Origin of the sequence: Shewanella litorisediminis, assembly GCF_016834455.1 — a bacterium.
Taxonomy (GTDB): Bacteria; Pseudomonadota; Gammaproteobacteria; order Enterobacterales; family Shewanellaceae; genus Shewanella; species Shewanella litorisediminis.
This window is the reverse complement of record NZ_CP069213.1, coordinates 3,077,501-3,100,294: the sequence shown is the minus strand read 5'-3', so window position 1 is coordinate 3,100,294 and position 22,794 is coordinate 3,077,501. Positions and strand designations below refer to the sequence as shown.

The 22,794-nt window shown below is 51.3% G+C and carries 15 protein-coding genes and 4 tRNA genes (1 of these 19 running past the window's edge); 7 read left to right on the top strand and 12 right to left on the bottom strand.

All coding sequences use genetic code 11. The annotated features are described in order from the left end of the window. The first annotated feature begins 34 nt into the window (after positions 1–34). Entirely contained in the window at positions 35–727 is a 693-nt protein-coding gene (rsuA, locus tag JQC75_RS13635; RefSeq protein WP_203324597.1) for a 16S rRNA pseudouridine(516) synthase RsuA, read from the top strand. A gap of 98 nt (positions 728–825) precedes the next feature. On the opposite strand, the gene JQC75_RS19005 is transcribed toward rsuA, so the two are convergent. Further along, entirely contained in the window at positions 826–5,790 is a 4,965-nt protein-coding gene (locus tag JQC75_RS19005; RefSeq protein WP_203324596.1) for a S8 family serine peptidase, read from the bottom strand. A 674-nt stretch (positions 5,791–6,464) separates the two neighbouring features. Here JQC75_RS19005 and JQC75_RS13625 point away from each other — a divergent pair. Continuing rightward, positions 6,465–7,391: a LysR family transcriptional regulator gene (locus JQC75_RS13625; protein WP_203324595.1), complete on the top strand. Its 927-nt coding sequence runs from the start codon at positions 6,465–6,467 to the stop codon at positions 7,389–7,391. A gap of 151 nt (positions 7,392–7,542) precedes the next feature. On the opposite strand, the gene JQC75_RS13620 is transcribed toward JQC75_RS13625, so the two are convergent. From JQC75_RS13620 to lhpI, 4 genes are all read right to left on the bottom strand, one after another. Continuing rightward, complete coding sequence (locus JQC75_RS13620) at positions 7,543–8,472, bottom strand: DUF4097 family beta strand repeat-containing protein (protein ID WP_203324594.1); 930 nt, start codon at positions 8,470–8,472, stop codon at positions 7,543–7,545. Then, on the bottom strand, positions 8,469–8,984 hold the full coding sequence (locus JQC75_RS13615; RefSeq protein WP_203324593.1) for a hypothetical protein: 516 nt from the start codon (positions 8,982–8,984) through the stop codon (positions 8,469–8,471). Before JQC75_RS13615 ends, JQC75_RS13620 begins: the two co-directional genes overlap by 4 nt. Continuing rightward, a complete protein-coding gene (locus tag JQC75_RS13610; RefSeq protein ID WP_203324592.1) occupies positions 8,981–9,544 on the bottom strand; it encodes an RNA polymerase sigma factor in 564 nt (187 codons plus the stop codon). The genes JQC75_RS13615 and JQC75_RS13610 overlap by 4 nt, the downstream gene beginning before the upstream one ends. Before the next feature lie 82 nt (positions 9,545–9,626). Then, a complete protein-coding gene (gene lhpI, locus JQC75_RS13605; RefSeq protein WP_203324591.1) occupies positions 9,627–10,580 on the bottom strand; it encodes a bifunctional Delta(1)-pyrroline-2-carboxylate/Delta(1)-piperideine-2-carboxylate reductase in 954 nt (317 codons plus the stop codon). 270 nt (positions 10,581–10,850) lie between these two features. Here lhpI and JQC75_RS13600 point away from each other — a divergent pair, with 270 nt between their 5' ends. Together JQC75_RS13600 and JQC75_RS13595 are read left to right on the top strand one after the other, a co-directional pair. Beyond that, positions 10,851–12,716, top strand: coding sequence for a methyl-accepting chemotaxis protein (locus JQC75_RS13600; RefSeq protein WP_203324590.1), 1,866 nt, complete (start codon positions 10,851–10,853; stop codon positions 12,714–12,716). Between the two features lie 101 nt (positions 12,717–12,817). Further along, positions 12,818–14,392, top strand: a complete 1,575-nt coding sequence (locus JQC75_RS13595; RefSeq protein WP_203324589.1) for a sensor domain-containing diguanylate cyclase — start codon at positions 12,818–12,820, stop codon at positions 14,390–14,392. A 214-nt stretch (positions 14,393–14,606) separates the two neighbouring features. On the opposite strand, the gene JQC75_RS13590 is transcribed toward JQC75_RS13595, so the two are convergent. The 6 genes from JQC75_RS13590 to JQC75_RS13565 all read right to left on the bottom strand — a co-directional run bounded on the left by JQC75_RS13590 (position 14,607) and on the right by JQC75_RS13565 (position 17,906). After that, complete coding sequence (locus JQC75_RS13590) at positions 14,607–16,232, bottom strand: HAMP domain-containing methyl-accepting chemotaxis protein (protein ID WP_203324588.1); 1,626 nt, start codon at positions 16,230–16,232, stop codon at positions 14,607–14,609. A 150-nt stretch (positions 16,233–16,382) separates the two neighbouring features. Beyond that, positions 16,383–16,469: transfer RNA gene (locus JQC75_RS13585), tRNA-Leu, on the bottom strand. Positions 16,470–16,499: 30 nt separating this feature from the next. Continuing rightward, a tRNA-Leu gene (locus JQC75_RS13580) sits at positions 16,500–16,586 on the bottom strand. 39 nt (positions 16,587–16,625) lie between these two features. Next, positions 16,626–16,712: transfer RNA gene (locus JQC75_RS13575), tRNA-Leu, on the bottom strand. A 52-nt stretch (positions 16,713–16,764) separates the two neighbouring features. Continuing rightward, positions 16,765–16,840 (bottom strand) — tRNA-Phe (locus tag JQC75_RS13570). A 301-nt stretch (positions 16,841–17,141) separates the two neighbouring features. Further along, positions 17,142–17,906: an outer membrane protein assembly factor BamD gene (locus tag JQC75_RS13565; RefSeq protein ID WP_203324587.1), complete on the bottom strand. Its 765-nt coding sequence runs from the start codon at positions 17,904–17,906 to the stop codon at positions 17,142–17,144. Between the two features lie 122 nt (positions 17,907–18,028). Here JQC75_RS13565 and rluD point away from each other — a divergent pair, with 122 nt between their 5' ends. The 3 genes from rluD (at position 18,029) to clpB (ending at position 22,514) form a co-directional block, all read left to right on the top strand. Then, positions 18,029–19,003 carry a 23S rRNA pseudouridine(1911/1915/1917) synthase RluD gene (rluD, locus tag JQC75_RS13560; RefSeq protein ID WP_203324586.1) on the top strand — a complete coding sequence of 325 codons (975 nt, stop codon included), beginning with the start codon at positions 18,029–18,031 and terminating at the stop codon, positions 19,001–19,003. A gap of 19 nt (positions 19,004–19,022) precedes the next feature. Beyond that, complete coding sequence (gene pgeF / locus JQC75_RS13555; protein WP_203324585.1) at positions 19,023–19,793, top strand: peptidoglycan editing factor PgeF; 771 nt, start codon at positions 19,023–19,025, stop codon at positions 19,791–19,793. A gap of 147 nt (positions 19,794–19,940) precedes the next feature. Beyond that, complete coding sequence (clpB, locus tag JQC75_RS13550; RefSeq protein ID WP_203324584.1) at positions 19,941–22,514, top strand: ATP-dependent chaperone ClpB; 2,574 nt, start codon at positions 19,941–19,943, stop codon at positions 22,512–22,514. A gap of 164 nt (positions 22,515–22,678) precedes the next feature. On the opposite strand, the gene JQC75_RS13545 is transcribed toward clpB, so the two are convergent. Next, a protein-coding gene (locus JQC75_RS13545; protein ID WP_203324583.1) for a DUF4124 domain-containing protein crosses the window boundary here: on the bottom strand, positions 22,679–22,794 show its 3' end. The gene runs 340 nt beyond the window's last position; 116 of the gene's 456 nt are visible here — the last part of the coding sequence; its start codon lies off the right edge, out of view — the gene reads right to left on this strand; it ends in the stop codon at positions 22,679–22,681.

Below are 22,794 nucleotides of genomic sequence, written 5' to 3'. Positions count from 1 at the left end.
ATGACGGCGCATTGACAGGGTAGGACCGAATATTGTGAGACTGGATAAATACCTCGCCGAAACCACAGCGCTCAGCCGTGGGCTCGCCAAAAAAGCCATCAATAGCGGCGATGTCAGCTGCGATGGCGTTGTTATTAAAGACCCGGCATTCAAGGTGCCACAGGGCGCCCGTGTTTGTTTTCAGGGCGAGGTGCTGGCGCTCGTGGGTGTTCGCTATCTGATGCTGCACAAGCCGGTTGATACCATTTGTTCCACCCAGGATGAATATTATCCCTCGGTGATCTCACTGCTGGATATCCCCCGTCCGGACAAGTTGCATATTGCCGGGCGGCTCGATGCCGATACCACAGGTCTTGTGCTCATTACAGACGATGGCCACTGGTCCCACAAGGTCACCTCGCCCAAGCGAGATTGCGCCAAGCGCTACCGGGTCAAATTGGCTGACCCGCTCACCGCCGATCTGATTGATACCTTTGCACAGGGCCTGCAGCTTAATGGTGAGGATGGCCTGACCAAGCCCGCCAGGCTGGAGATCCTTGGTGATACTGAGGCGCTGCTCAGCATCACCGAGGGCAAGTACCATCAGGTAAAAAGGATGTTCGCCGCCGTGGGCAACAAGGTGATTGGCCTGCATCGCGAGGCCGTAGGTGCCATAGAGCTTGACCCCGAGCTTCTACCCGGCGAGTGGCGGTATCTGACCGAAGCAGAAATCGCCTCGGTAAAATAGTGGCAGGAAAATTAAAAGCGTAGGTCAACGATAGCGACCGAAACAGCAAAGAAAAAGGGCCTTCAATGAAGGCCCTTTTCAGTTTTAACTGATACCAATCAGTACTTGCGACGACCCAGACCCAGGAGGCCAAGCAGGGCAAGGCTCAGGAAGCCCAAGCTACCGCCACCATCACTGCTAGCCGGTGGTGTTGGTGTTGGAGGTGGTGTGGGCTCTACGCCATCAGAAACAACTGTCAGCGTAAAGCTGGTTGATGCTTTGTCGTTTGGATAGGCCATGTCGTGCACCGTAATAGTCACCTGCGTCTCACCATACCAGTTCGCATCAGGCGTGATGGTGACCACATCGCCATCAACTTTGGCACTGATATGTTCACCTTCTACCATAATACCGTTGACGGTATTTTTAAGATCGGCATAGCTGATGGTGAGCTCTAAACTGGTATTCTCTTCAATGCTTTGATCATAAATGGTTGTCACTTGAATGTTGCTGGGTGATTTAACCACTTTAGAAACAGTTACAGTTTCGGAGTCTTCATATTTAGAGGTCACGGTGACCGCATTCTCTAAACCAACCGCCTTAGCTGATACGCGAGCCGAGAAGCTTAACGTCATACCTGAGCTTTCCGGCCCTTGGTAGTTAGCACATATCATCATGCCATCAGAGACTACTTCATCCACGTTATTGAAGGCAAAACCATCGTTTGACCAGCCATTTACAGGAGCAAAAGTTGCACGCTCACCGTAGTAGCCATGTAATCCAATGGAACCAAAGTGATCGTTCTGGCTGCGGATGGTTTTATAACCGAACATGATTTCATGTTGTCCCGGGGTAAAGTCAATCTTGGTTGAAATGATGGTTTCAACGTCGAAATAGGAATCCGGATCTGGGTTGCGGTTGCCAGTGAATCGGTTGTTGAACTCTTTGCCGCCTTTCCACTGGAATACATAATAGTCTTCAATTACAGCCCCATATACATTGTTAATGTACTGACGTGTAGTGATGTCAAATACAGGTGCGGGCATCATGACATCGCCACGCCACAGTGGAGCCACTATGGTGTCGGGAAAGTCCTGGAAGCTATCAGTAAACTCACGATGGATGTTATAGAAGTCGGGTAACTCGTCAAACTTCACATAACCAAAGGGTGAAATCTCCAAAATGTCATGCAGCATGTCTTGCTCTGCACCATAGAGAGGTACATGAGGTAACCCATTGGTTGACATAGGAATTGACAAGTATTGTGACGAATAGCCTTGGATGCCCAAAGCTGTGCGCGGATCACGCGTCCCGAGGTCAAAGTAAGTGTCTTCTGCGTTGTCGGTCAACTTTGATGGTACTCGGCAAGTCGCATCATCCAGGCTGGTGGTAAACACATAGTGACGTTTGGTTTCCAACGATGATTCTTGGACAGAGTGAATACTGATGGTGTTTCCATCAACTGTTAAATCGTCCTTAAACTGTGTTGGGCCGGCTAAGCTAATGCTGTCATTGAGCAATTGAAAGCCATCATCCAGTACAGTGTCCAGAATGAAGGCGCGTTCACTTCCCAATAAGTTCGGTGCGAGGCTAACCTCGAAGTTGACGATATCTCCCACTTTGGCTGCAGTTTGGCTGACGGTAACTGCGGTGTCAGCTCCTTCATATATCAACTGAAGCGGAATATAGCCTAAGTTAGCAGCATTATAAGCATCGCTGCCAATACCAACGTAACCGTAGTAGATGTCGCCTTCTTGTGGGTCGGCTAAATCGTAGTTAAGTTGTACGCGATAAGGATCCATACCATTCGTGGTGTCAGGACCGGTGGCGACCAGATTGCCTTCGTCCTGCTCGCCAATAACGGCTAACGCCAAGGTGAAGTTGTCTGCCAGGTTTTCAGGATCCTCATAGTCATATTTATAGTTGGAAGCATAGGCCCAATAGGTACCGGGCGTGGGGTTATTGATAGCGCAGAAGTCATTGTTGTCTGTGCGAGAGTAACAGATTGCTTCCTCTTGCCATTGAATGTCGCCATCGTTATTAACGTCCAGGCCAATATCAATAGACGCATACGCATTGTAGTCGGCCTTGATCACTTCCCACACAATGCGTTTAGTGCCTTCTGGTACTTCAAAGAATTTCACCAGTTGGCCATCGGCTTCACGTTCCTCTTTGCCTGCGTAGTTACGGGCATCGCTGCGTTTCATTTGTATATCAAAACGTTCAGCCTTGATTAAACCATTAGCCTGGTAATTAAATTGCTGAATTTCTTCGGTACGAATTTCCGGTGACAGGATATGCCCCTGCTTGCGGTGGATCTTACCTGACACATTCTCAGGCATTGTGTTTCCACTGTAACGAATGCTGACTGGTAAGTGTTGAATTGGCATGTCAGCGGCACTTGGGGTGATCTTCACATCACCAAGCAAGCGCAAAGATGAAGAGTCGGCACCCGGTGCCTGTACTTCAAGGACCTTAGCTGTGAGCAGAATGGTTTGAGTCTCACCTTTGGTCAGGCTGAAGCTTGAAGGCGTTACCTCAAGCGACAGCATATCAGCCCCATCAATGGCCAATACGGATGCATCGACTGTCCAACTGCCATCTGCAGTTGCAGTAAATGTACGCATCATAGTGCAGGTGCCATTACAGCTTTCGTTGAAGAAGTAAGGAACGTTAAGTGTGCTGACAGTACCGCCATTTTTCGGGTTGGCTGCGCGGTAATTATCGGCAGTTTCATCCATTATCAGGCCTGCTTTATAAGCCTTTGCAACGTTAATCACACCGCTGCCAGCATCGCTAAAGCCAGCAGGCTCAGCTGCTTCCCATGGATAAACCTCAGAAGTGCGATTCACACCGTCAAGGCTGGCAGTGGTCATTAACGCAGATTGAATTTGTGCAGGCGTCCATTCAGGTCGGGCTTGTTTCAGTAATGCCATTGCACCGGCTACGTGTGGCGCCGCCATAGATGTGCCGCTTATCGTATTAAAGTCACTTGGCGTTGGCCCAACTGTCATAGGCATGTCATCAGCCCAGGCAGCGTAAACATCAACACCTGGCGCCGCCAAGTTGGGAGACATTACTTCAGGGTTGGCGAAGTTGTGACCACGAGATGAGAAGTCGGCAACATAGTTGGCTTCTCTATTTTTAGAGACCACTTCAGAAGCGGTAATCGTTAACTGATGACCACTGCCGTTAGCTAACCACTTATTGAGTCCGTAGTAGTTGTTGGAAGCATTACCATAGTAATCACCATAAGAAATATGGATACCGGGGATAGCGAAAGGATCATTATTAAGTGACTCAGAGTTGCTGGCGTTACGTAAAATAAAGCCGCCAGCACCGCCTTCTGCCACATTTATCGCTTTTTGTACACGTGCAATATCGCCACGTTTACAGACAACAATAGGCGCAGTGTCAAATGGTGTCCCATCGGGGGCAACATCGAAGAAGCCTGCCGGGAATGGGTCATTACACTTTTCATATTGCCAGCCATAAGCCTTGGCTTCGACAACTGGCCCGGTATACGCCTGCGTGATACCTTTGCCTTCAATGTCGGAAAGTGGCTGATTGCCCCCTTGCGAGTTGGTCAGCATTTTGCCTTCAACCGCAAATTCACGGCTGTGTGTGGTGGCGGCAACAGACGTAAGCCAAGGTGAAAGATGATCGATAGCCCCTCGTCTTTGGCTTGAGCGAGAGGGATCAAACGAGTTACCTGCTGAAGCAGAGACAGAAATACCGGCCTCTCGGGCACCCAGGAACGCCATTTCAACGGGGTCTTCCCACGGAAAAGCGCCAAATGCCGTACCAATCGAGTAGTTGATAACGTCTACACCATCGGCGATCGCATCTTCTACACCGGCTAGTAACGCTGAGCCGGGACAGCCAGCGTATTGGTTTAGCGTGCCATCACCCGGATGACATACTTGATACATAATGACGTTGGCGTGAGGTGCTACACCTGAGATACGAGGCAAGACCAAGTCTGTCGGCTTTCCATCGCTGGTGACGCCAGCATCAGGCACGGTATAGAAAGTATTCAGTAATATGTTACCTGCCACTGTCGATGCGGTATGAGAGCCGTGTCCGTTGTAGTCTTCCCCGTTTGGAGGCCGAACTGGAACTGTGATCTCCCAACTGTTTTTGTCAGGTTGGAAACTGGGGTCGGTGTAGGTATCTGTGATGATTGGATAAGAGCGAACACCAATTAACTTGTCGTTACACATAGAAGCGAATGCTTCTTTCTCACAGTCTCCCAAGTAGCCTGAGTAACGTGACGGCAATTTGTGTACGTAGCCATCATGACCCTCGGCCGCGAAGGATGCATGGTCTGAATTGATGCCCGTATCGAGTACACCTACGACAATCCCTTTTCCGGTGAACACTTCACCAGCAATTTCGCCTGTCCAGAACTTGTCTGCGCCAATATGTTGAGGGCCAACATCAGTATGAAGTTCATACATCTTTTCGCGAGTGACTTTGACAACATTGGGCAACGTTGCCACTTGTGCAGCTTGTTCCTGGTTCATTTTTATGGCTATGCCGTTGAACGCAAGCTGATATTGAGCCACAGTTTCAGTGCTACCCACTTGACTGTTGATTTGTGATATCAATGAAGCTTGTTGTTCTTGTATGTATGAACGGTAGGCTTTAACTGCCCTGCTGTTAACATCAATTTTATCGTGAAGTGCGGGACTTAAGCTCGCAGGGATACCATTGGACCGAGCGGAAGTGGCTTGCAAACCTGATTTGCCGCCTTGATATAGAGTTACTGGTTTTTCATTCAACTCAATGATATATACATGCTCGCCTTGCAAGCCCTGTTCATATTCGAATGCTACCTTGCGGTTTTCATCTGTGTATGCGCGATGAACATTGCGACCATTGGAATGCTTAACTGAGTCACCGCTGGTAATCGCACGATCTTTATATTTGTCTTTGTTGAACTGCTTTACGTTTTCAGTCACTTCAATTGGCTTAATTTTAGCCCCAGTGGATGTCGTGGAAATGCTATTGGCAGCACTGGCTCCGACGGCACCCGCATACATGGCCGCGAGGGTCACTATGCTGATTTTTTTTAGTTTCATTATTAGTTTCTTCCCTATTTTTTTGTTTGCTCAGTCAATATGAGTTTACTGATCCTTCCCTTTTTATCCGTTCGGATGCTTTGCCATCCAATAGCCAATAGGAATGATCTGATGCCTGACGGGCATCTGATGGAGACTGTTTTTTGTCCGCTATAAAAGCAATTTGAGAATTTTCGTATTGTAAAACAGCATCTTGATCGGGATTTTTGCAAGGTGATTGATATTTTTGCTTCTAAATGGTTGCTGCCTGTTTGGTTTTTTGTGTTTATTTTGATGCAACTTGTAACAATTTGATGTTTGTGATTGCGGTAAGATTGACGCGGCAAATTCGGGGGGCATGTCATTGATGAGACGGTCAACGCATCAGCAATCAATAAAGATCGCGAAGGCGAAAAATCTAACACAACTGCTTTTGGGGCAGACATCCAAGCAAGGTTCAATAAGTGCCCTGCGGGCATAGGGTGAGTTAGCCGCTGAAGATGCATAGCGGTTTTGAGCGAATAGTATTTGGTCTTCGCAAAACGTAGTGCGGCAGATATAGCCTTAAACCAAGCTGAGAGTTCAGCAAGCAACTCGGCGCTACTCTGCAAATTGCTGTTCGATGTTAATGGGGGAAATATTTGTTAATGGCTTGATAGTGTTTTTTAGGGGCGCGGTCAATTGAGAGAGTTTATATGGAGTTACGTCATTTAAAGCATTTTGTCGTATTGGCTGAAACCAAGAGTTTTCATCGCGCAGCCGGAAAACTGAACATAACCCAGCCGAGTTTATCCAAAAGTATCAAAAAGTTTGAAGCGTTAGTGGGTGGGGCTGTCTTCACCCGTACAGCGAAAGAAGTCGTAATCACTGACTTTGGCACCATGGTACTGAGTCACAGTCAGCGTATTTTGAATGAGTGTGAGAAACTCGAGCATGATTTGGGGGCTTTTAAAGGCATCGACTCCAAAGAAATGGCTATAGGTGCAAGTCCGATACCTTCACACAGTTTGGTGGGACCTATCCTAGGGGATTTTTTGGCGCACTATCCCGATCTGACTATCGACTTACAGGTTGCAGGGTGGGATAGACTCTATGAGCAGTTACTGAATCGTGAAATAGATTTTTTCATAGCAGAATCAAGACTGACTGATTTGGATAAGAGTCAGATGGTGGACTTGATAGATTTACCCGAATTTCCCGTTATTTTTTGTTGCCGTGCAGGCCATCCCCTCACCGGATTGAACAGATTGTTTTTGACCACACTGAGGGATTACCCGCTGGCGATCCCTCGAAGACTACCTACCAGAGTGGCCGAAGAGTTCGAAGATCTTTTTAAGAAGCATAGAGATGATTTTTCCGGTTTAGTAAGATTTGGGCAGTTTCATTCTATTAGAGAGGCGGTCCTGACTACTGACTTAGTGGCGATGACTCCCGACATAGCAGTACGAAGTGAACTTGAACAAGGCAGCTTGGTGCGTTTGACCCCTACATTAATGCCAGAACTATATGCGCGTTTTAGCATAGTGTTTCTAAAGGAAAAGCCACAAAATCATATTTTTCAAAATTTTGTGGATTTTTTGAAACAAAGGGTTGCCCAATTAACCGTAGGCGAAATTTCATAGATTTTATTAGCTCTACTAGCTTAGCTCTGACCTTCTTCTCATTGACCGCTACGCCTTATCAAGACGATATGTCATGTAAAGCGGTGACTAACCTCAGTTATGGCCCTTATTGGCCGGTTTTGAGGCTTCGCTCATCCATGAGCGTTACCTATTATTCCACGGATAATGTGCCGCTGAGGGTGGAGAGTTCAATCACCCCCTTGCCATTGCCAAGTACCATATCCAGGTTGCTTCCCGGGCCGTACTTCGGCTTTTTGGGCGCTTCATTGGTCAGGCCATTATGAATTTTACCGCCCGGACCACCGTTAATGGCCACGCGGACATCGGCATCGCCAAGGAGCTTGACTGACAAGTCACCGCTGACCGATTCTCCCGACAACTTTACATCGCCCTTAAGCGTAAGCTCGGCGTCACCGCTCACGGCGTTATATTGTACGCCACGGGCGCTTGGCAGCGTCGCTTCGGTATCCCCTGATACCTGCTCGATGCGAACCGTCTGTGCCTCATTATTCAGCTGAATACTCCCGCTGACAGACTTGTAGCTGGCCTCATCGCTGGTGGAGCTGTTGTCTTTGACGGCCCCTGACACAGTCTCAATTTTTATGTTGCCGGCAAGCTGTGTGGCATCCACTTCACCGGAAACCGTATTGAAGCTGACCTTGCCACCAAGGCTGCTGGCCTTGATGTCACCCGACACTGTGCCAAATCCCAGGTCGCCTTCCAGTCCCTTCACCCGATAATCTGCCGAAACACTTTCAGCATGCAATGTGAGTTTGGCGGGCACCTTGATAACGAGGTCTGAGCCCTTATTCTTCTTTCCTTGATAGCTTTTGGGCATCTTGTCTTCCAGCAGGATCCGGCCGCCCTGATTTTCGAAAATCAGGCCTTCGCTGAGTTCATCCAGCGTACCCTGAACCTGAATTTTATTTTGATCCCATGGGCTGATTTCTACCTGGCCACGCTGGACCCTGAGATCCAATACCACCCGAGCGCCGACATCCAGGCTTTGGTCAATTTGTTCGGCGGCAAACAGCGGGCTTGCTAGCAGGCACAGCAGCGACAGTGAGTGCAGTGTCTTCATAGGTTGTCTCCTTGTGTGGCGCCGACTGGCAGCCTTTGTCCCTGGGTTAACAGTTCAATTTCGCGGCGCTGGACCCAGAGCCAGAGCTGCCAAAGTTGTTTATCGTGTGGATTGGCCTTAAGAGAATCCAGGATGAGCCGTGCGGCTTCCCGCAGTTCTTTCAGACCGGCCTCCACCGGCTCCTGATATCCCACCCGCTGCCAGCCGCTGCTGGCGGACGAGGATAACGACGCTACTTCCTGGTTATGGGAAAGCTCAATGCTTTCAATGAGTGGCAGCAGGCTATCATCTCTCTCTGGTGATGTGGTTTGGGGGAGCAGAGGGACCAATACCAGCAACAAGCCTGCCGCCAGAGCCAGGGGTAAAAAACCGCGAGCCCTGGAGGAAATGGCTGTGGGCTGCGGCCTATCCAGTCTGGCTGCAATGGCAGTCCAGTTGTGTTGTGGTGGCGTCAGCTCTTTTGGGGTATTGGCAATGAGCGCGTCGAGCTCTTTGTCGGCTGTGTTTTTCATGACAGCATCTCCTTCATCAATTCCCTTGCCCTGTGGTAGTGGGCCTTGCTGGTGCCGGTGGATATGCCAAGCAGGCTGGCCACTTCTTCATGGGAAAAGCCTTCAACGGCAAAGAGCACAAACACCAGGCGTGCGCGCTCCGGAAGCCTGACAATCAAGCGGTCAAGCAAGAGGCCGTCATCATGCTGCGCGTGCTCAGGGGCTTGCTGTATTTGCCAGTCGGGCACCATGCGCGCCCAAAAGCTTCGATGCTTCTTGAGGGTTGTCAGCGCCTGATTAAGGGCCAGCGAATAAAACCAGGTGCCAAATTGGCTCTCGCCACGAAACTGCGGCAGCTTGTGCCACATCCGAACAAAGCTTTCCTGCAATATCTCATCGGCAAGACTCGGTTCACCGCCAAGACGCAGTGCCAAGGCATAAATCCGTTTATGGTGGCGCAGGTACAGTGCTTCGAAGGCGCGTTTATCGCCCTGGGCCGCTTGCTGCGCCAAACTGGCATCGTTCGGTTCTGGCGCTTGCTGCTCAGCTTGCTGTGGTATTGGGAGCACCTTGGGTTCCATCGGTCCTTGTTTGCTTAATAAGACAGATGCCCAAGATAGAAAGGTTTAGTGGGGATGCAACTTTTTTTGCCTCCCCTGTAAATTATTGTTCCTGCATTGCCTTGAAAACCAGCCGGGCGCCGGCGAGGTCGGCCAATGCCGAGCCAACGCTTTTGAACAGGGTGATGTCGTTGTCGTTCAAGCGCCCCCCGGCTTTTCCCTGACAAAGTTCAGCGAGCTCGGCTTTCACTTCATCCAGCGAGAACAGACCTTCGGCCACCGGTATCAAGAGCTCACCGGCTTCATTGAATACATTGAGCCTCGAATCGACATAAACTTGGGCGGTGGTGACAAGGTAGGTATCACATTCGCGGCAGTCTTTATGATGATTGCCGACAAAGTCGGTGTGGGTGCCCGGCGAGACCCATTCTCCGGGGAACAGCGGCGTAGGGGAGCCGGTGGCGCAGCTGATAATATCGGCCCAGGGCACATCCACTTGCAGCGCATCTGCGGCTGTTACCTCAATGTCGGCGCGCTGCGCCTTAATAGCGCTAATAGTAGCCGCAACTTTTTGCGGATTTCTTCCCCACACCCTGATTGCCGTGATTGGCCGGACACTGGCATGTGCCAGTGCCATGTAGGATGCCAGATTGCCGGTGGCGCACAGTAACAGACGGCTGCTTTTCTCACGTGCCAGGAAGCTTGTTGCCAGCGCAGAAATCGCCGCCGTGCGCCAGTAGGTGACGCTGGTTCCATCTATCAGTGCCTGAGGTACGCCTGTTTGTCTGTCAAATAGCAGTATCTGCGAATACAGGCTCTCATATCCCGGGTTTTTAACCGGATTGTCAGGTAAATAGGTGAAGGCTTTTACCGCAATGCTTTCATCATCCCAGGCGGGTAACAGGGCAAAAGCATCCTGGTCTTCTGCTGCCTCCGACAGGGCGTAGACCCGGCGCCGGGGCATGCTGTATGGGTGGCACAGTTGTTGCTTTAAGGCTTCGACAAGGGTTGGGAACGTCAACTTTTGTTGCACTTGCTTTGCATTGATGATTTGCATAGTGACTCAGATAGAAAGAAATACTTGAATATTGTATGCAAGTTTGTGGTGGGAAGTAAATCGTCTGATCCGGACCTTATGACGTGAGTGAATAAATCAAAAAGTGATTAAAACTCATGGAGTTTTTAGCATTTGCAGCCGATACTCATAAGGATGCCTTCAACAAGAAGAATAATCTACGTGTGATTCTTTTGTGCTCCCAAGGCTGTTATTACCAAATCGACGCCAGGGGGCTACAGTTAATAAAGATCGCTACATGGGGAAAGTAATATGCTCATTCGTCAAAAATTAATGCTGAGCGCAGCGCTGTCGATAGGTGCCCTTGTGGCCATGTTCGGTCTGCAGCTGTATTCCGGCAAAACTCAGGTTGAGCTGGCGTTGGCCGCTCAAACGGTTGTTGAGCTGGAAAGGGATATGCTCGAGCTTCGCAAGGATGAGAAAGACTTTTTAACCCGCAGTGATATGGCATATGTGCAAGGGCATGCCCAGCACGCAACAGAGCTGAAAACCAAGCTGGGTACCATCAGCCAAACCTTTGAAGAATATGACATGCCGCTGGCACCTTTGAATCGGTTTGAAAGCTTGTTAGGACAATATCTGACGCTGTTTTCCGAGGTGGTAACGCTTCAGCAGCAAATCGGTTTGACACCCAAGTCTGGCTTGTATGGTCAGCTCAGAGGGGCCGTACACAATGTGGAAACCTTACTGAAGGAACACAATAAGCCGGAGCTGGCAGTACAAATGTTACAGCTCAGACGCCATGAAAAAGACTTTATGCTGCGCCGTGACGCCAGTTATCTGGATAAGTTTCAGCAAACGCTGAGCAGCTTTGACAGCACCCTCAGTATGTCCGATTTGAGCGCTGATGTAGTCAGTGAAATTCGCCGTCTGATGAAGGATTATCAGAATAATTTCGAGGCCTTCGTTAACAAAGAGAAGGAGTTTGGCTTAGGGAAAGAAGACGGCAAGATGGGGGCACTCAGAGCAGTAATTGACCAGGCTGAGCAGGCGACTCAGGAGTTGCGGGAGCTGGCGCTTCATGAAATTCATGATGAAGAGAGTGACAGTGTTGCCATGGCAACCACCCTGTTTGCCGTTATCGCCGTTCTGGTGGCTATCGTGACCATTTTTATCATCCGCGCCATCATTACCCCCATCAACAATATCAATCAGGTGATTTCACACGTCGGCAAGGATAAAAACCTGACCCTGCGCTGTGATACGGCGGGTGAGGACGAAATCGCCGAGATTGGCCTGCATTTTAATGAAATGGTTGAAAGTTTCCGTGCACTTATTCAGCAAGTGAATGATGCCGTGGCGGTGATGAATGAGTCCTGCAGGGAGCTGTCGGCGAACGCCACCCAGGCATCCGATGGGGTGCTCAGGCAGCTGAATGAAACCGACATGGTGGCTACCGCCATTACCGAAATGGGTGCGACCATCGATGAGATTGCCAAAAATACTGAATTGGCCGCCGAACGTGCCAACCACACACACTCCAATGCTCAGGTGGGGCAGCAGAGCGTTGAGCAAACCATCGAAAAAATTCAGTCGCTGGCGCAACAACTCAACAACTCGGCCTCTGTGGTTGCAGAGCTTGAGCGTGACAGTGGCACTATCGGCAGCGTGTTGGATGTTATCCGGGGTATCGCTGAGCAAACCAACCTGCTGGCGCTGAACGCTGCCATTGAAGCCGCCCGTGCAGGTGAGCAGGGCCGGGGCTTTGCCGTGGTGGCCGATGAGGTTCGCTCACTGGCCATGCGTACCCAGGAATCGACAGAAGAAATTGCCGGTATCATCCAAACGTTGCAATCGCGAACCCGCTCCATTGTCCAGCTGATGGAAGCCAGTCAGCGCCAGGGCGGCGAGAGCGCAGAGCAGGCCGCCAGTGCCGGTACCATGTTGGCGCAGATAAACCAGGATGTGACCAACATTATGGATATGAGCACCCAGATAGCCGCGGCCATCGAAGAACAAAGCTCCGTGGCTGCCGAGGTCAACAAAAACGTGGTGGTCATCAGGGATATTGCCGAAGAGTCTTCCCAGGCGGCTATGGCGAACGCCAGAGCTTCCGACGATTTGCGGGAGCGGGCAGAGTATTTACAGCGGGCAGTAAGTCAGTTCCGGGTGAGTTGAGTAAAATATCCATCATAAAGCCGCCGAAAGGCGGCTTTTTTTACGGGCAAATCCCTGCCGCGGGGCTAAGCTTAAATGAAGCTTCATCCGGGGATATTTGTATGCGGCTCAATCATTTCAATATGTTGCTCGGCACCTTGGTTACATTGGCCGCCTTTGTGACATCGTTTCTGATCCACGGCCTTTTCATTCGCCCGGGACTGATGAATGAGGTGCGGGATCAGCAGTTGATGGAGGTAAAGGCCCTTAAAGCGGGCATGAATTTCTTCAGTCAACCCCTGTCTACTTTCAGCCATGATTACGGCGTTTGGGACGACATGGTGGGCTTTATCCAATCCCCGGATCCGGACTTTATCGAGTCAAATCTCTATGACGATGCCTTTGTTGCCGCAGGCATGGACGGGGCTTTTTTGTTTGATACCAACGGAAAGCTGGTGTGGCGATATCAGGCGGTTCCAGGACTGCTGCCGGACAGTCTTGAGTCACAGGCTGTATGGATTGGGCCCGTATTGCCCGATGCCAAGGCCGTGAGTGCCGAGTCTGCCAGCACACGTCGGGGGATTATCCGTTACGGCAGTAAGGTAATGTTTTTCAGTAACAGCAATGTGTTGCCAAGTAATGGCCATGGTAACGTTCTGGGCAGTTTTATGGTGGTTCGACTGATTAATGTCTCCCTTACGGATATGCTCAAGGAATTGACCCTGGTTGAGTCCAGCCTGTCTCTTGCCAATCCCCGGCTTCATGGACGCTTGCCCATACTCGAAGAGCCCGTCTATATCGATGATGTGGCCCAAAGCCATCAGTGGTTGGTGAAGGATGTGTTTGGCGCGCCCGCTATGGTCATGACAGTGCAGCATCACAAGAGTGATGTCCCCTCATTTATTTCCCGTGAATCCATTGTGATTTTTGCCACCTTTATGGTGGTGTTACTCCTGGGATCGGTGCCGCTTTCGCTGTTTGTTTTGACGCCCCTTGGCAATATCAATCGGGTGCTGGTGAAAATGACAACCCGGGGCCGACTTACAAAAATAAACCAATCCTTTTTTATCGATGAGCTGCACAGGCTAACTGGCTCATTTAACCAGTTGGCTGACATGTTGGAGCGGCATCAAAACTATCTGGAGTCTTTATCCTTCAAAGACCCTCTTACCGGCATTGCCAATCGCCGGGGCTTGGAGGCGTTTGCCTCGAGGGCCCATCAGGAATGGTTGGATGGCAAGGGAGCCCTGGGTTTTCTGATGGTGGATGTGGATGAGTTTAAGCAATATAACGACAGTCAAGGCCACACCGCGGGCGATAAGGCGCTGCTCTCGGTGGCCCAGACGTTGCTGATTGAATGTCGGCGCAGGGGAGAGCTGGTGACGCGTTTTGGTGGTGAAGAGTTTTGCGTGGTGGTTCATGGAGACGATACCCTGCAAATGGAGCGCCTGGCCGAGCGGATGCTGCACAGGGTTAGAGAGCTTGCCATTACCCATCCATCCGGCCAGTTTGGCTATATTACTATCAGTGTCGGAGGTGTGCTCTTTGAGCACTATGATCCCCAGTTTGCCGATACTTCCTGGCAGGATATGTTGGTCATGGCGGATAAGCAGCTGTATCTGGCCAAATCCGAAGGCCGCAATCGGGTGTGTGTCCGCTTTATGCAGGCAGCCAGATTGATGAAAACAGTGGGGTAAAGCCAAACAATATCGGTTTGTTTGCGGGGAAGTACAAGTGAAGGCAAATGAAGTGTTGTTGGCGTTGTAGTATCAGACGGTGTCTTTGTGATGTACACCGTCTGTTCTTGCTGATGACCCCTTTACGTTTCTATGTCGTCCATCGTTTTCAGAGGCTTCCCAGAGTTGCCTGCAGAAGAGTTACTTTGATAAGAGTGACTTTGATCAGAGTCACTTAGAGAACGAAAGTCCCCACCTGAGTACGCATATGTCCTGCGAGTTGTGCCAGTTGATGAACGGCATCACTCAAATCGTTTGCGGCCTGGGTCGATTCCTGGGCGATGTCACTGATGGCAATGATGCTCTGATTGATACTTTCGGCAACGCAGCTTTGCTCATCGGCTGCCGTGGCGATATGGGTGTTCAGTTGGGTAATGCTGTCTACACTCGCCACTATGTCCTGCAGTGCACTGCCAGCGGCATTGGTGCTCTGGTTGGCATTGTCTACCTGGGCAATGCCTTGTTCCATAGACGTGACCGCGCTTTTCACCCCTTGCTGCAGCGCCGCTATCATGGATTCAATTTCCCGGGTCGATTCGCTGGTGCGCTGTGCCAGGGTTCTTACCTCATCGGCTACCACGGCAAAGCCGCGTCCTTGTTCACCCGCTCGGGCGGCTTCGATAGCGGCGTTAAGCGCCAACAGGTTTGTCTGCTCGGCAATGCTCTTAATCACATCCAGCACCCTGCCTATGTTTTGACTCTCGGTGGCCAGTTCGCCTATCACGGTGGCGGTTCCCTGAATTTGAGATGCCAGCACCGACATGCTGCTGATGGACTGCTGCACTATGCTGTTGCCTCGGGCGGCACTTTCATCTGCGTTTCTGGCTGATTCGGCCGCTGAATTACTGCTTTGGGCGACCTCTGCCACAGCGGCGGTCATTTCATTCATGGCTGTGGCAGTCTGCTCGGTCTCCGACTGCTGTTTGAACATGCGGTCATTGGCCTGGCGGGTAAACTCATTCAGTTCATCGGCTGAGTCGCCAAGCGTTGATGCGGCCTCGGCAATACTCTTCAAAATGCCCCTGAGGTGGTTTACCACGCCATTCAAGTCTTTGGATATATGGCCCAGTTCATCATCCCGGAATACGGTAAAGCTGACCGTCATATCTGATTTGTCCCGTATCAGCCTGAGCTTTTGGCGAATTTCGGTCACCGGAGTCATCACACCTCGGTTAACCCACACACCGAAAAAGCTGGTGATGATGATGGCAAAGGCTGCAAGACTGATAAACCATTTCAGCGAGCTTGTGTGCAGCGTCTCTACCTGTTCCCGCTCCAGATCGGCTATGTGGATTTGCAGCGCCACAAGCTCAGCTATTTTACCGCTAATGGGATCAATCACCTGGTAAAGCGGCATGATGTCTCCGCTGAATTGACCCGTTACAGTACCTGACTTGCCGCTGAGTTTGTCTATCAGCAGCTGAATTTGCTGATTGGCGGGGGAAAACAGCTGCTGGGCTTGTTGGGCCAGCTTTTGTTCGTCGGGAGTGAGTTCGGTGGCCATGTACTTTTCCCAGCGGCTGCCAATGTTCTTTTTGGCTTCGATTAAGCCGTTTCTGGCTTCTTCAGCCGAAAAACCGCCGGCGTTGGCTTTGTTGATGGCATCAATGACAAATACCGCATAGTCATCGCCAATCAGCTTGAGGTCTTCCAGAGGAACCACTCTGTCGTGGTAGATGCGAAGCACGCCATCTTCTATTTTGGACATGATGCTCATGGAGACGCCGCAAACGATGATTAGCAGCAGCACTGGAATAAAGAATCCCAGCAGCATCTTGTGTTTAATCTGCAGTTGATTCATCGGTGACCCCCGACAGGGAAAATGGACTCTCCTTTGCCTGACTCTGTCATGCCTTTGGTTGAGCCATAGTTATAGGTATAGCAAAAGGAAGTCTTTTCGGGAGGGATGTTACAGATACAAAAAAACCTCGCATTGCGAGGTTCATTTGTTTGGTACAGGTGAGAAGACTTGAACTTCCACGCTCGTAAGAGCACCAGCACCTGAAGCTGGCGTGTCTACCAATTCCACCACACCTGCACTGTATTGTTAAAGACTCTCTGTGTTAATTGGTACAGGTGAGAAGACTTGAACTTCCACGCTCGTAAGAGCACCAGCACCTGAAGCTGGCGTGTCTACCAATTCCACCACACCTGCACATTGAGTCTTTGTACAGTTTACTCATAATCGCAAAGTTGGTACAGGTGAGAAGACTTGAACTTCCACGCCCGTAAGGGCACCAGCACCTGAAGCTGGCGTGTCTACCAATTCCACCACACCTGCACTGTACCGCTTTGCGTTTTTCTCTGTCGCCAGAGCACCTTAGAGTTGAAGGTGGTGCCCGAACCCGGAATCGAACCAGGGACACGCGGATTTTCAATCCGCTGCTCTACCAACTGAGCTATTCGGGCGACGGGGTGCATTAAATAGCTTTTGCGGTTTTGAGTCAACTCTTTTCTCAGGAATATTTTAAAAACATGCCTGTTTGGATAAGTTTTGCCCGAAATGGCCTGAAAGCCGTGTTTTTGTGTATTTTTATTGTGCACCACAGGGAAACCCGGGTGGGTTAAGGTGGATTTTGTTGTGAGTGATAAAGCGGGCAAGGGGAGAGGAGATAAGGGCTTGCTGTAGGGGAAAGGTTGAAAAAGCCTGGTTAAAGGCCTAAAAACAACGCCCGGCATTTAGCCGGGCGTTATCAAAGGTGCAGATGCCTTAGTTTTGCAGCATCTCATTGGCAGGGAAATTTTCCTGCATTACCATCAGGACATGCTTTTTAAGCTGTTCCTGACCCAGCTCGTCATAGGACTGGGCCATAATTTCCAGCGCACGTTCAGTAGAAGGTGTACCCGGGAAAGATTCCATCACGGTTTGTGCTCTAACGGCAGCCGCGCTCCAGGCGTTCATCTTTACATAGTACTCGGCCACCTGGATGGAATAACGGGCCAGACGGTTTTTCAAGAACTGCATCCGTTGATGGGCATCGGCCGCATACTTACTGTTGGGGTAAGTCTTGATAAGGCGCTCGAAATCCTTAAAGGCATCCATGGCATTTTTAGGATCACGATCGGTACGATCGATGTTCATCATGTCATGGAACAGATAGCTGTCCGCCTGCATGTTCACCAAGCCCCGCATATACTGGACATAGTCCACATCGGGGTGGGTGGGGTTCAGACGCAGGAAGCGGTCTATATTGGCAATCGCCTGTGGTGTGTCATCCAGCTTATAATAGGCATAGATCATGTCCAGCTGAACCTGAGTCTTGTGCGCACCGAAGGGAAAACGGGAGTCCAGGGCTTCAAGGCTTTTAACGGCTTTGGAGAAATTCCCCAGTTCCATGGAGGTTCGGGCCTGGGCATAAAGTGCCTCAGGTGACTTCTGGCTCAGTACAACATCTTCCTGACTTCCTGAGCTGCTACAAGCGCCCAGCGCCAGCGCGAACAAGGCAACGGCCGAGCCTTTGGCAAATTTATACATACTTGAATTCAATTCTTTTGAAGTTGTAGTTAAGAATTCTTCCATTTCACGATAAAATGGAAAACATCCGATTGTAACAGATAGCACACCAATTTGGACCCCAATACCGGGGTACGGTTCCCATGACCCAAGAGATTAATCTAAAAAGCGAGATTTCAGCAACACAAACGGGGCTGAGACTGGATCAAGCCATTGCCGAGTTGTTTCCCGACTATTCGCGCACCCGGCTGAAAGAATGGATCCTCGGTGGCAACGTTTATGTTGATGGCGTTGCTGTGACTAAACCCAGAGAAAAGGTGCTCGAGTCTCAAGTCATTGAGATTGAGGCCACGCTGGAAGAAGAAGTTGCGGCAGAAGCTCAGGCCATCGATCTCGACATCGTCTATGAAGACGAGCACATTCTGGTGATCAATAAGCAGGCAGGCCTTGTCGTGCATCCCGGTGCCGGTAATGCCGACGGTACCCTGATGAACGCGTTGTTGCATCACTGTCCCGAAATTGAGCATGTGCCCAGAGCCGGTATCATCCACCGCCTCGATAAAGACACTACAGGCTTGATGGTGGTGGCAAAAACCGTTGAGGCTCAGACCCATCTGGTTGCTGCGCTGCAGGCCAGAGACATTACCCGCGAGTACGAAGCCATAGTGCTTGGCACCATGACCGCCGGTGGTACTGTCGATGCGCCCATTGGTCGTCATCCTACCAAGCGTACCCATATGGCGGTGCATCACAGTGGCCGTCCTTCGGTGACCCACTATCGGGTGGCTGAAAAGTTCCGGGCACATACCCGTTTGCGCCTCCGTCTGGAAACCGGGCGCACTCACCAAATTCGAGTGCACATGGCACACATTGGTCATGTGCTGGTGGGCGATCCCGTATATGGTGGGCGTCCTAAACCGCCAAAGAATGCCAGCCCGGAGTTTTTTGAAATTCTGAAAAACTTCACCCGTCAGGCGCTGCACGCAGTCAGACTTGAGCTTGCCCACCCGGTCACCATGGAGATCATGTCCTTCAACGCTCCTATCCCTGAAGACATGGTGATGCTGACCAAGGCCCTTCGTAAAGATACTGAGGCCAATCCTCAGGACTATATCTGATAGAAGGACGAGAGCTGAGATGCTGCGCCCGCATTGGCCACTACCTCCCGGGGTGAAACTTGCCTTTACTGATCGTGAGGGGGGCGTGAGTGAGCCCCCCTACGACGGCCTTAATCTTGGGCTGCATGTAGGCGATGATGCCGGGCGGGTTGAGCTCAATCGCCGCGAGCTTGTCGCCGCCCTGGCTTTGCCTTGCGAGCCGCTTTGGCTTGAGCAAGTCCACGGCACAGAGGTTTACCTTGCTGTCGACGGTAATCAAGTCGTTGAAGACGATGACATTCTTGATGTTGGGACTTGTGGCAATAAGCCACCCGTTGCCGATGCCAGCTACACCAATCGCTCAGGTACAGTCTGCGCAGTGATGACGGCCGACTGTTTACCTGTGCTTTTTGCCTCCGCCGATGGCCAGGAAGTCGCGGCTGCCCACGCGGGGTGGCGCGGTCTTTGTGAAGGTGTGCTTGAACAAACGCTGGCTTGTTTCAGCGTGCCGCCTGCGCAAATCCATGCTTATTTAGGCCCCGCCATCGGCCCAAACGCGTTTGAGGTGGGGGCTGAGGTGCGTACAGCATTTTTGGCCAAGGATCCCGGAGCCCATGTGTGTTTTCACGCATCGGTGGAAGGTAAGTTTCTGGCCGATCTCTTTTCACTGGCGAAGCGACGACTGATGCATGCCGGTGTGGTGCAGTGTTTTTCGACGGACATATGCACCTTTTCTCACCCCAATGACTACTTTTCCTACCGGCGAGACGGCGTGACTGGCCGTATGGCTTCCCTCATCTGGCGAGATTAACCCCCATTTTTATGTGTGATTGTTTTTTACACACTTGAAAATTGCATTTGCAGCCCCATCTTTTAGGTAACTACTCTCAGGTGACCTCACTCAGGTAACCATTCTCGGGTAACCCAATTTATTGCGGTCCTAGTTTCAGGAGGCTGTATGCGACTCGATCGTATGACCAACAAATTCCAGATTGCCATATCTGATGCCCAGTCTCTGGCCCTTGGTCGAGACCATCAATTTATCGAACCTGTTCATCTGATGATGGCGCTGCTCAATCAGGACGGCGGCTCAATTCATCCTTTACTAACCCAGTCCGGTATGCGGGTGAGCAATTTGCGCTCACTCTTGTCGCAGGAGCTCGAGCGTCAGCCCCAGGTAGAAGGCACCGGCGGTGATGTACAACTGTCTCAGGCGCTGATTCGATTGCTTAACCTGTGTGACAAGCTGTCGCAAAAGCGTAAAGACAAGTACATCTCCAGCGAGCTGTTTGTGCTCGCCGCCCTTGAAGGCAACGACACCCTGGCGCAAATCCTCAAACAGGCGGGTGCCACCAAAGAGCGGCTGGAGCAAACCATTGAGGATATCCGCGCCGGCCAGAAGGTGGATGACCCCAATGCCGAAGACAATCGTCAGGCGCTGAAAAAGTACACGGTTGACCTGACTGAGCGTGCCGAGCAGGGCAAGCTTGACCCCGTGATAGGTCGCGACGATGAAATTCGCCGCACCATTCAGGTATTGCAGCGCCGCAGTAAAAATAACCCCGTGCTCATCGGTGAGCCCGGCGTGGGTAAAACCGCCATCGTGGAAGGGCTTGCCCAGCGGATTGTTAATGGCGAGGTGCCCGAAGGCATTAAAAACAAGCGGGTGCTGTCGCTGGATATGGGGGCGCTGGTGGCCGGCGCCAAATACCGTGGTGAGTTTGAAGAGCGTTTAAAAGCTGTGCTCAATGAGCTCGCTCAGGAAGAGGGCCAGGTGATCCTCTTTATCGATGAGCTGCACACCATGGTGGGTGCAGGTAAGAGCGATGGTGCCATGGACGCCGGTAACATGCTCAAACCCGCGCTTGCCCGAGGTGAGCTGCACTGCGTCGGCGCCACGACCCTGGATGAATACCGCCAGTACGTGGAAAAAGATGCCGCCCTTGAACGCCGTTTCCAAAAAGTGCTGGTGGATGAGCCCTCAGTGGAAGACACCATTGCTATTTTGCGTGGTCTCAAGGAGCGCTACGAGCTGCACCATCACGTGGAAATTACTGATCCGGCCATTGTGGCGGCAGCGAGCATGTCGCACCGCTATGTGTCAGACCGTAAGTTGCCGGACAAGGCTATCGACCTCATCGACGAGGCCGCATCCAGCATCCGGATGCAGATTGACTCCAAGCCGGAATCCCTCGACCGCCTCGAGCGCCGTGCCATTCAGCTTAAGCTGGAAGAGCAGGCGCTGGCCAAAGAAAACGATGAGGCCAGTCGCAAGCGTCTTGAACATTTGCGCCATGAGCTCAAAGAAGTGGAAGCCAGGGCCAATGAGCTCAATGAGATTTGGCGCACCGAAAAGGCGGCGCTCGCGGGTACCCAACATATTAAAGCCGATCTCGAACAGGCACGGTTGGATTTGGAGGTTGCCCGCAGGGCGAGCGATCTGACCCGCATGTCTGAGTTGCAATATGGCCGTATTCCCGAGCTTGAAAAACAGCTCGATTTGGCGGCGCAGGCCGAAATGCAGGATATGAAGCTACTTCGCAACAAGGTCACCGATGTGGAAATAGCCGAGGTGCTGTCCAAGGCAACCGGTATTCCTGTGGCCAAGATGCTGGAAGGCGAACGCGAGAAACTGCTGCAAATGGAGCATGCACTCCATGAACGGGTGATTGGTCAGAACGAGGCGGTGGATGCCGTGGCCAATGCTATTCGCAGAAGCCGCGCCGGACTTGCCGACCCCAACCGTCCGATCGGCTCTTTCCTGTTCCTCGGCCCCACCGGGGTAGGTAAAACAGAGCTGTGTAAATCACTGGCCAAGTTTTTGTTCGATACCGAGTCGTCGCTGGTGCGCATCGACATGTCGGAATTTATGGAGAAGCATTCAGTGTCCCGCTTGGTGGGGGCGCCTCCCGGATACGTGGGTTACGAAGAAGGCGGTTATCTTACCGAGGCGGTGCGCCGCAAACCGTATTCGGTCATTCTGCTCGATGAGGTGGAAAAAGCGCATCCCGATGTGTTCAATATTCTCTTGCAGGTGCTGGATGATGGTCGCCTGACCGACGGTCAGGGCCGCACTGTGGATTTTCGCAATACCGTGGTGATCATGACCTCGAACCTCGGCTCCGATATTATTCAGGAGCGCTTCGGTACCCTGGATTATGCCCAGATGAAGCAAGAAGTGATGAATGTGGTGGTGCACAGTTTCAGGCCGGAGTTTTTAAACCGGATTGATGAGACGGTTGTGTTTCACCCGCTGGATGCAGAGCACATCAAGAACATTGCCTCCATTCAAATCGAGTCTCTGCGCAAGCGTTTGGCCGAGCGTGAGTTTGAACTCGAGCTCAGTGATGAGGCGCTGGCATTTATTGCCAGAGCCGGATTTGACCCTGTCTATGGTGCGCGGCCACTGAAGCGGGCGCTGCAGCAAGAGGTGGAAAACCCGCTGGCGCAGAAACTGCTGCGGGGTGAGTTTATCCCCGGCAAGCCCATTCGGGTCGACTGCCAGGATGCAGAGCTGGTGTTTGCACAGTAAGCCGATAGCAAAAAGATGGGGATACCGCGTTTCAAATACCGCTGCTCAAATAGTGTGGTATGAATCTGAGGCGATTTTGCGACCGCAATATAAAGAGGGAGCCTTTTGGCTCCCTCTTTATTATCTGACGCAGGCGTCAAGAATGTTCGCTTGTCTGGAGTGGGTTACTTTTTCCCGTCTTTACAGAAAAGCGATATCCGCTTTTTGGCCTCAGCGAGGGCAGACTCTCGTTCCTCATCCGTCATCATCACGGGTTCATCGCTCGAGTCATCTTTACGGG

Excerpts from the sequence above, each read along its gene's own strand:
- JQC75_RS19005 (WP_203324596.1), bottom strand. The coding sequence starts at position 5,790 with ATGAAACTAAAAAAAATCAGCATAGTGACCCTCGCGGCCATGTATGCG.
- JQC75_RS13625 (WP_203324595.1), top strand. The coding sequence starts at position 6,465 with ATGGAGTTACGTCATTTAAAGCATTTTGTCGTATTGGCTGAAACCAAG.
- JQC75_RS13620 (WP_203324594.1), bottom strand. The coding sequence starts at position 8,472 with ATGAAGACACTGCACTCACTGTCGCTGCTGTGCCTGCTAGCAAGCCCG.
- JQC75_RS13615 (WP_203324593.1), bottom strand. The coding sequence starts at position 8,984 with ATGAAAAACACAGCCGACAAAGAGCTCGACGCGCTCATTGCCAATACC.
- JQC75_RS13610 (WP_203324592.1), bottom strand. The coding sequence starts at position 9,544 with ATGGAACCCAAGGTGCTCCCAATACCACAGCAAGCTGAGCAGCAAGCG.
- lhpI (WP_203324591.1), bottom strand. The coding sequence starts at position 10,580 with ATGCAAATCATCAATGCAAAGCAAGTGCAACAAAAGTTGACGTTCCCA.
- JQC75_RS13600 (WP_203324590.1), top strand. The coding sequence starts at position 10,851 with ATGCTCATTCGTCAAAAATTAATGCTGAGCGCAGCGCTGTCGATAGGT.
- JQC75_RS13595 (WP_203324589.1), top strand. The coding sequence starts at position 12,818 with ATGCGGCTCAATCATTTCAATATGTTGCTCGGCACCTTGGTTACATTG.
- JQC75_RS13590 (WP_203324588.1), bottom strand. The coding sequence starts at position 16,232 with ATGAATCAACTGCAGATTAAACACAAGATGCTGCTGGGATTCTTTATT.
- JQC75_RS13565 (WP_203324587.1), bottom strand. The coding sequence starts at position 17,906 with ATGTATAAATTTGCCAAAGGCTCGGCCGTTGCCTTGTTCGCGCTGGCG.
- rluD (WP_203324586.1), top strand. The coding sequence starts at position 18,029 with ATGACCCAAGAGATTAATCTAAAAAGCGAGATTTCAGCAACACAAACG.
- pgeF (WP_203324585.1), top strand. The coding sequence starts at position 19,023 with ATGCTGCGCCCGCATTGGCCACTACCTCCCGGGGTGAAACTTGCCTTT.
- clpB (WP_203324584.1), top strand. The coding sequence starts at position 19,941 with ATGCGACTCGATCGTATGACCAACAAATTCCAGATTGCCATATCTGAT.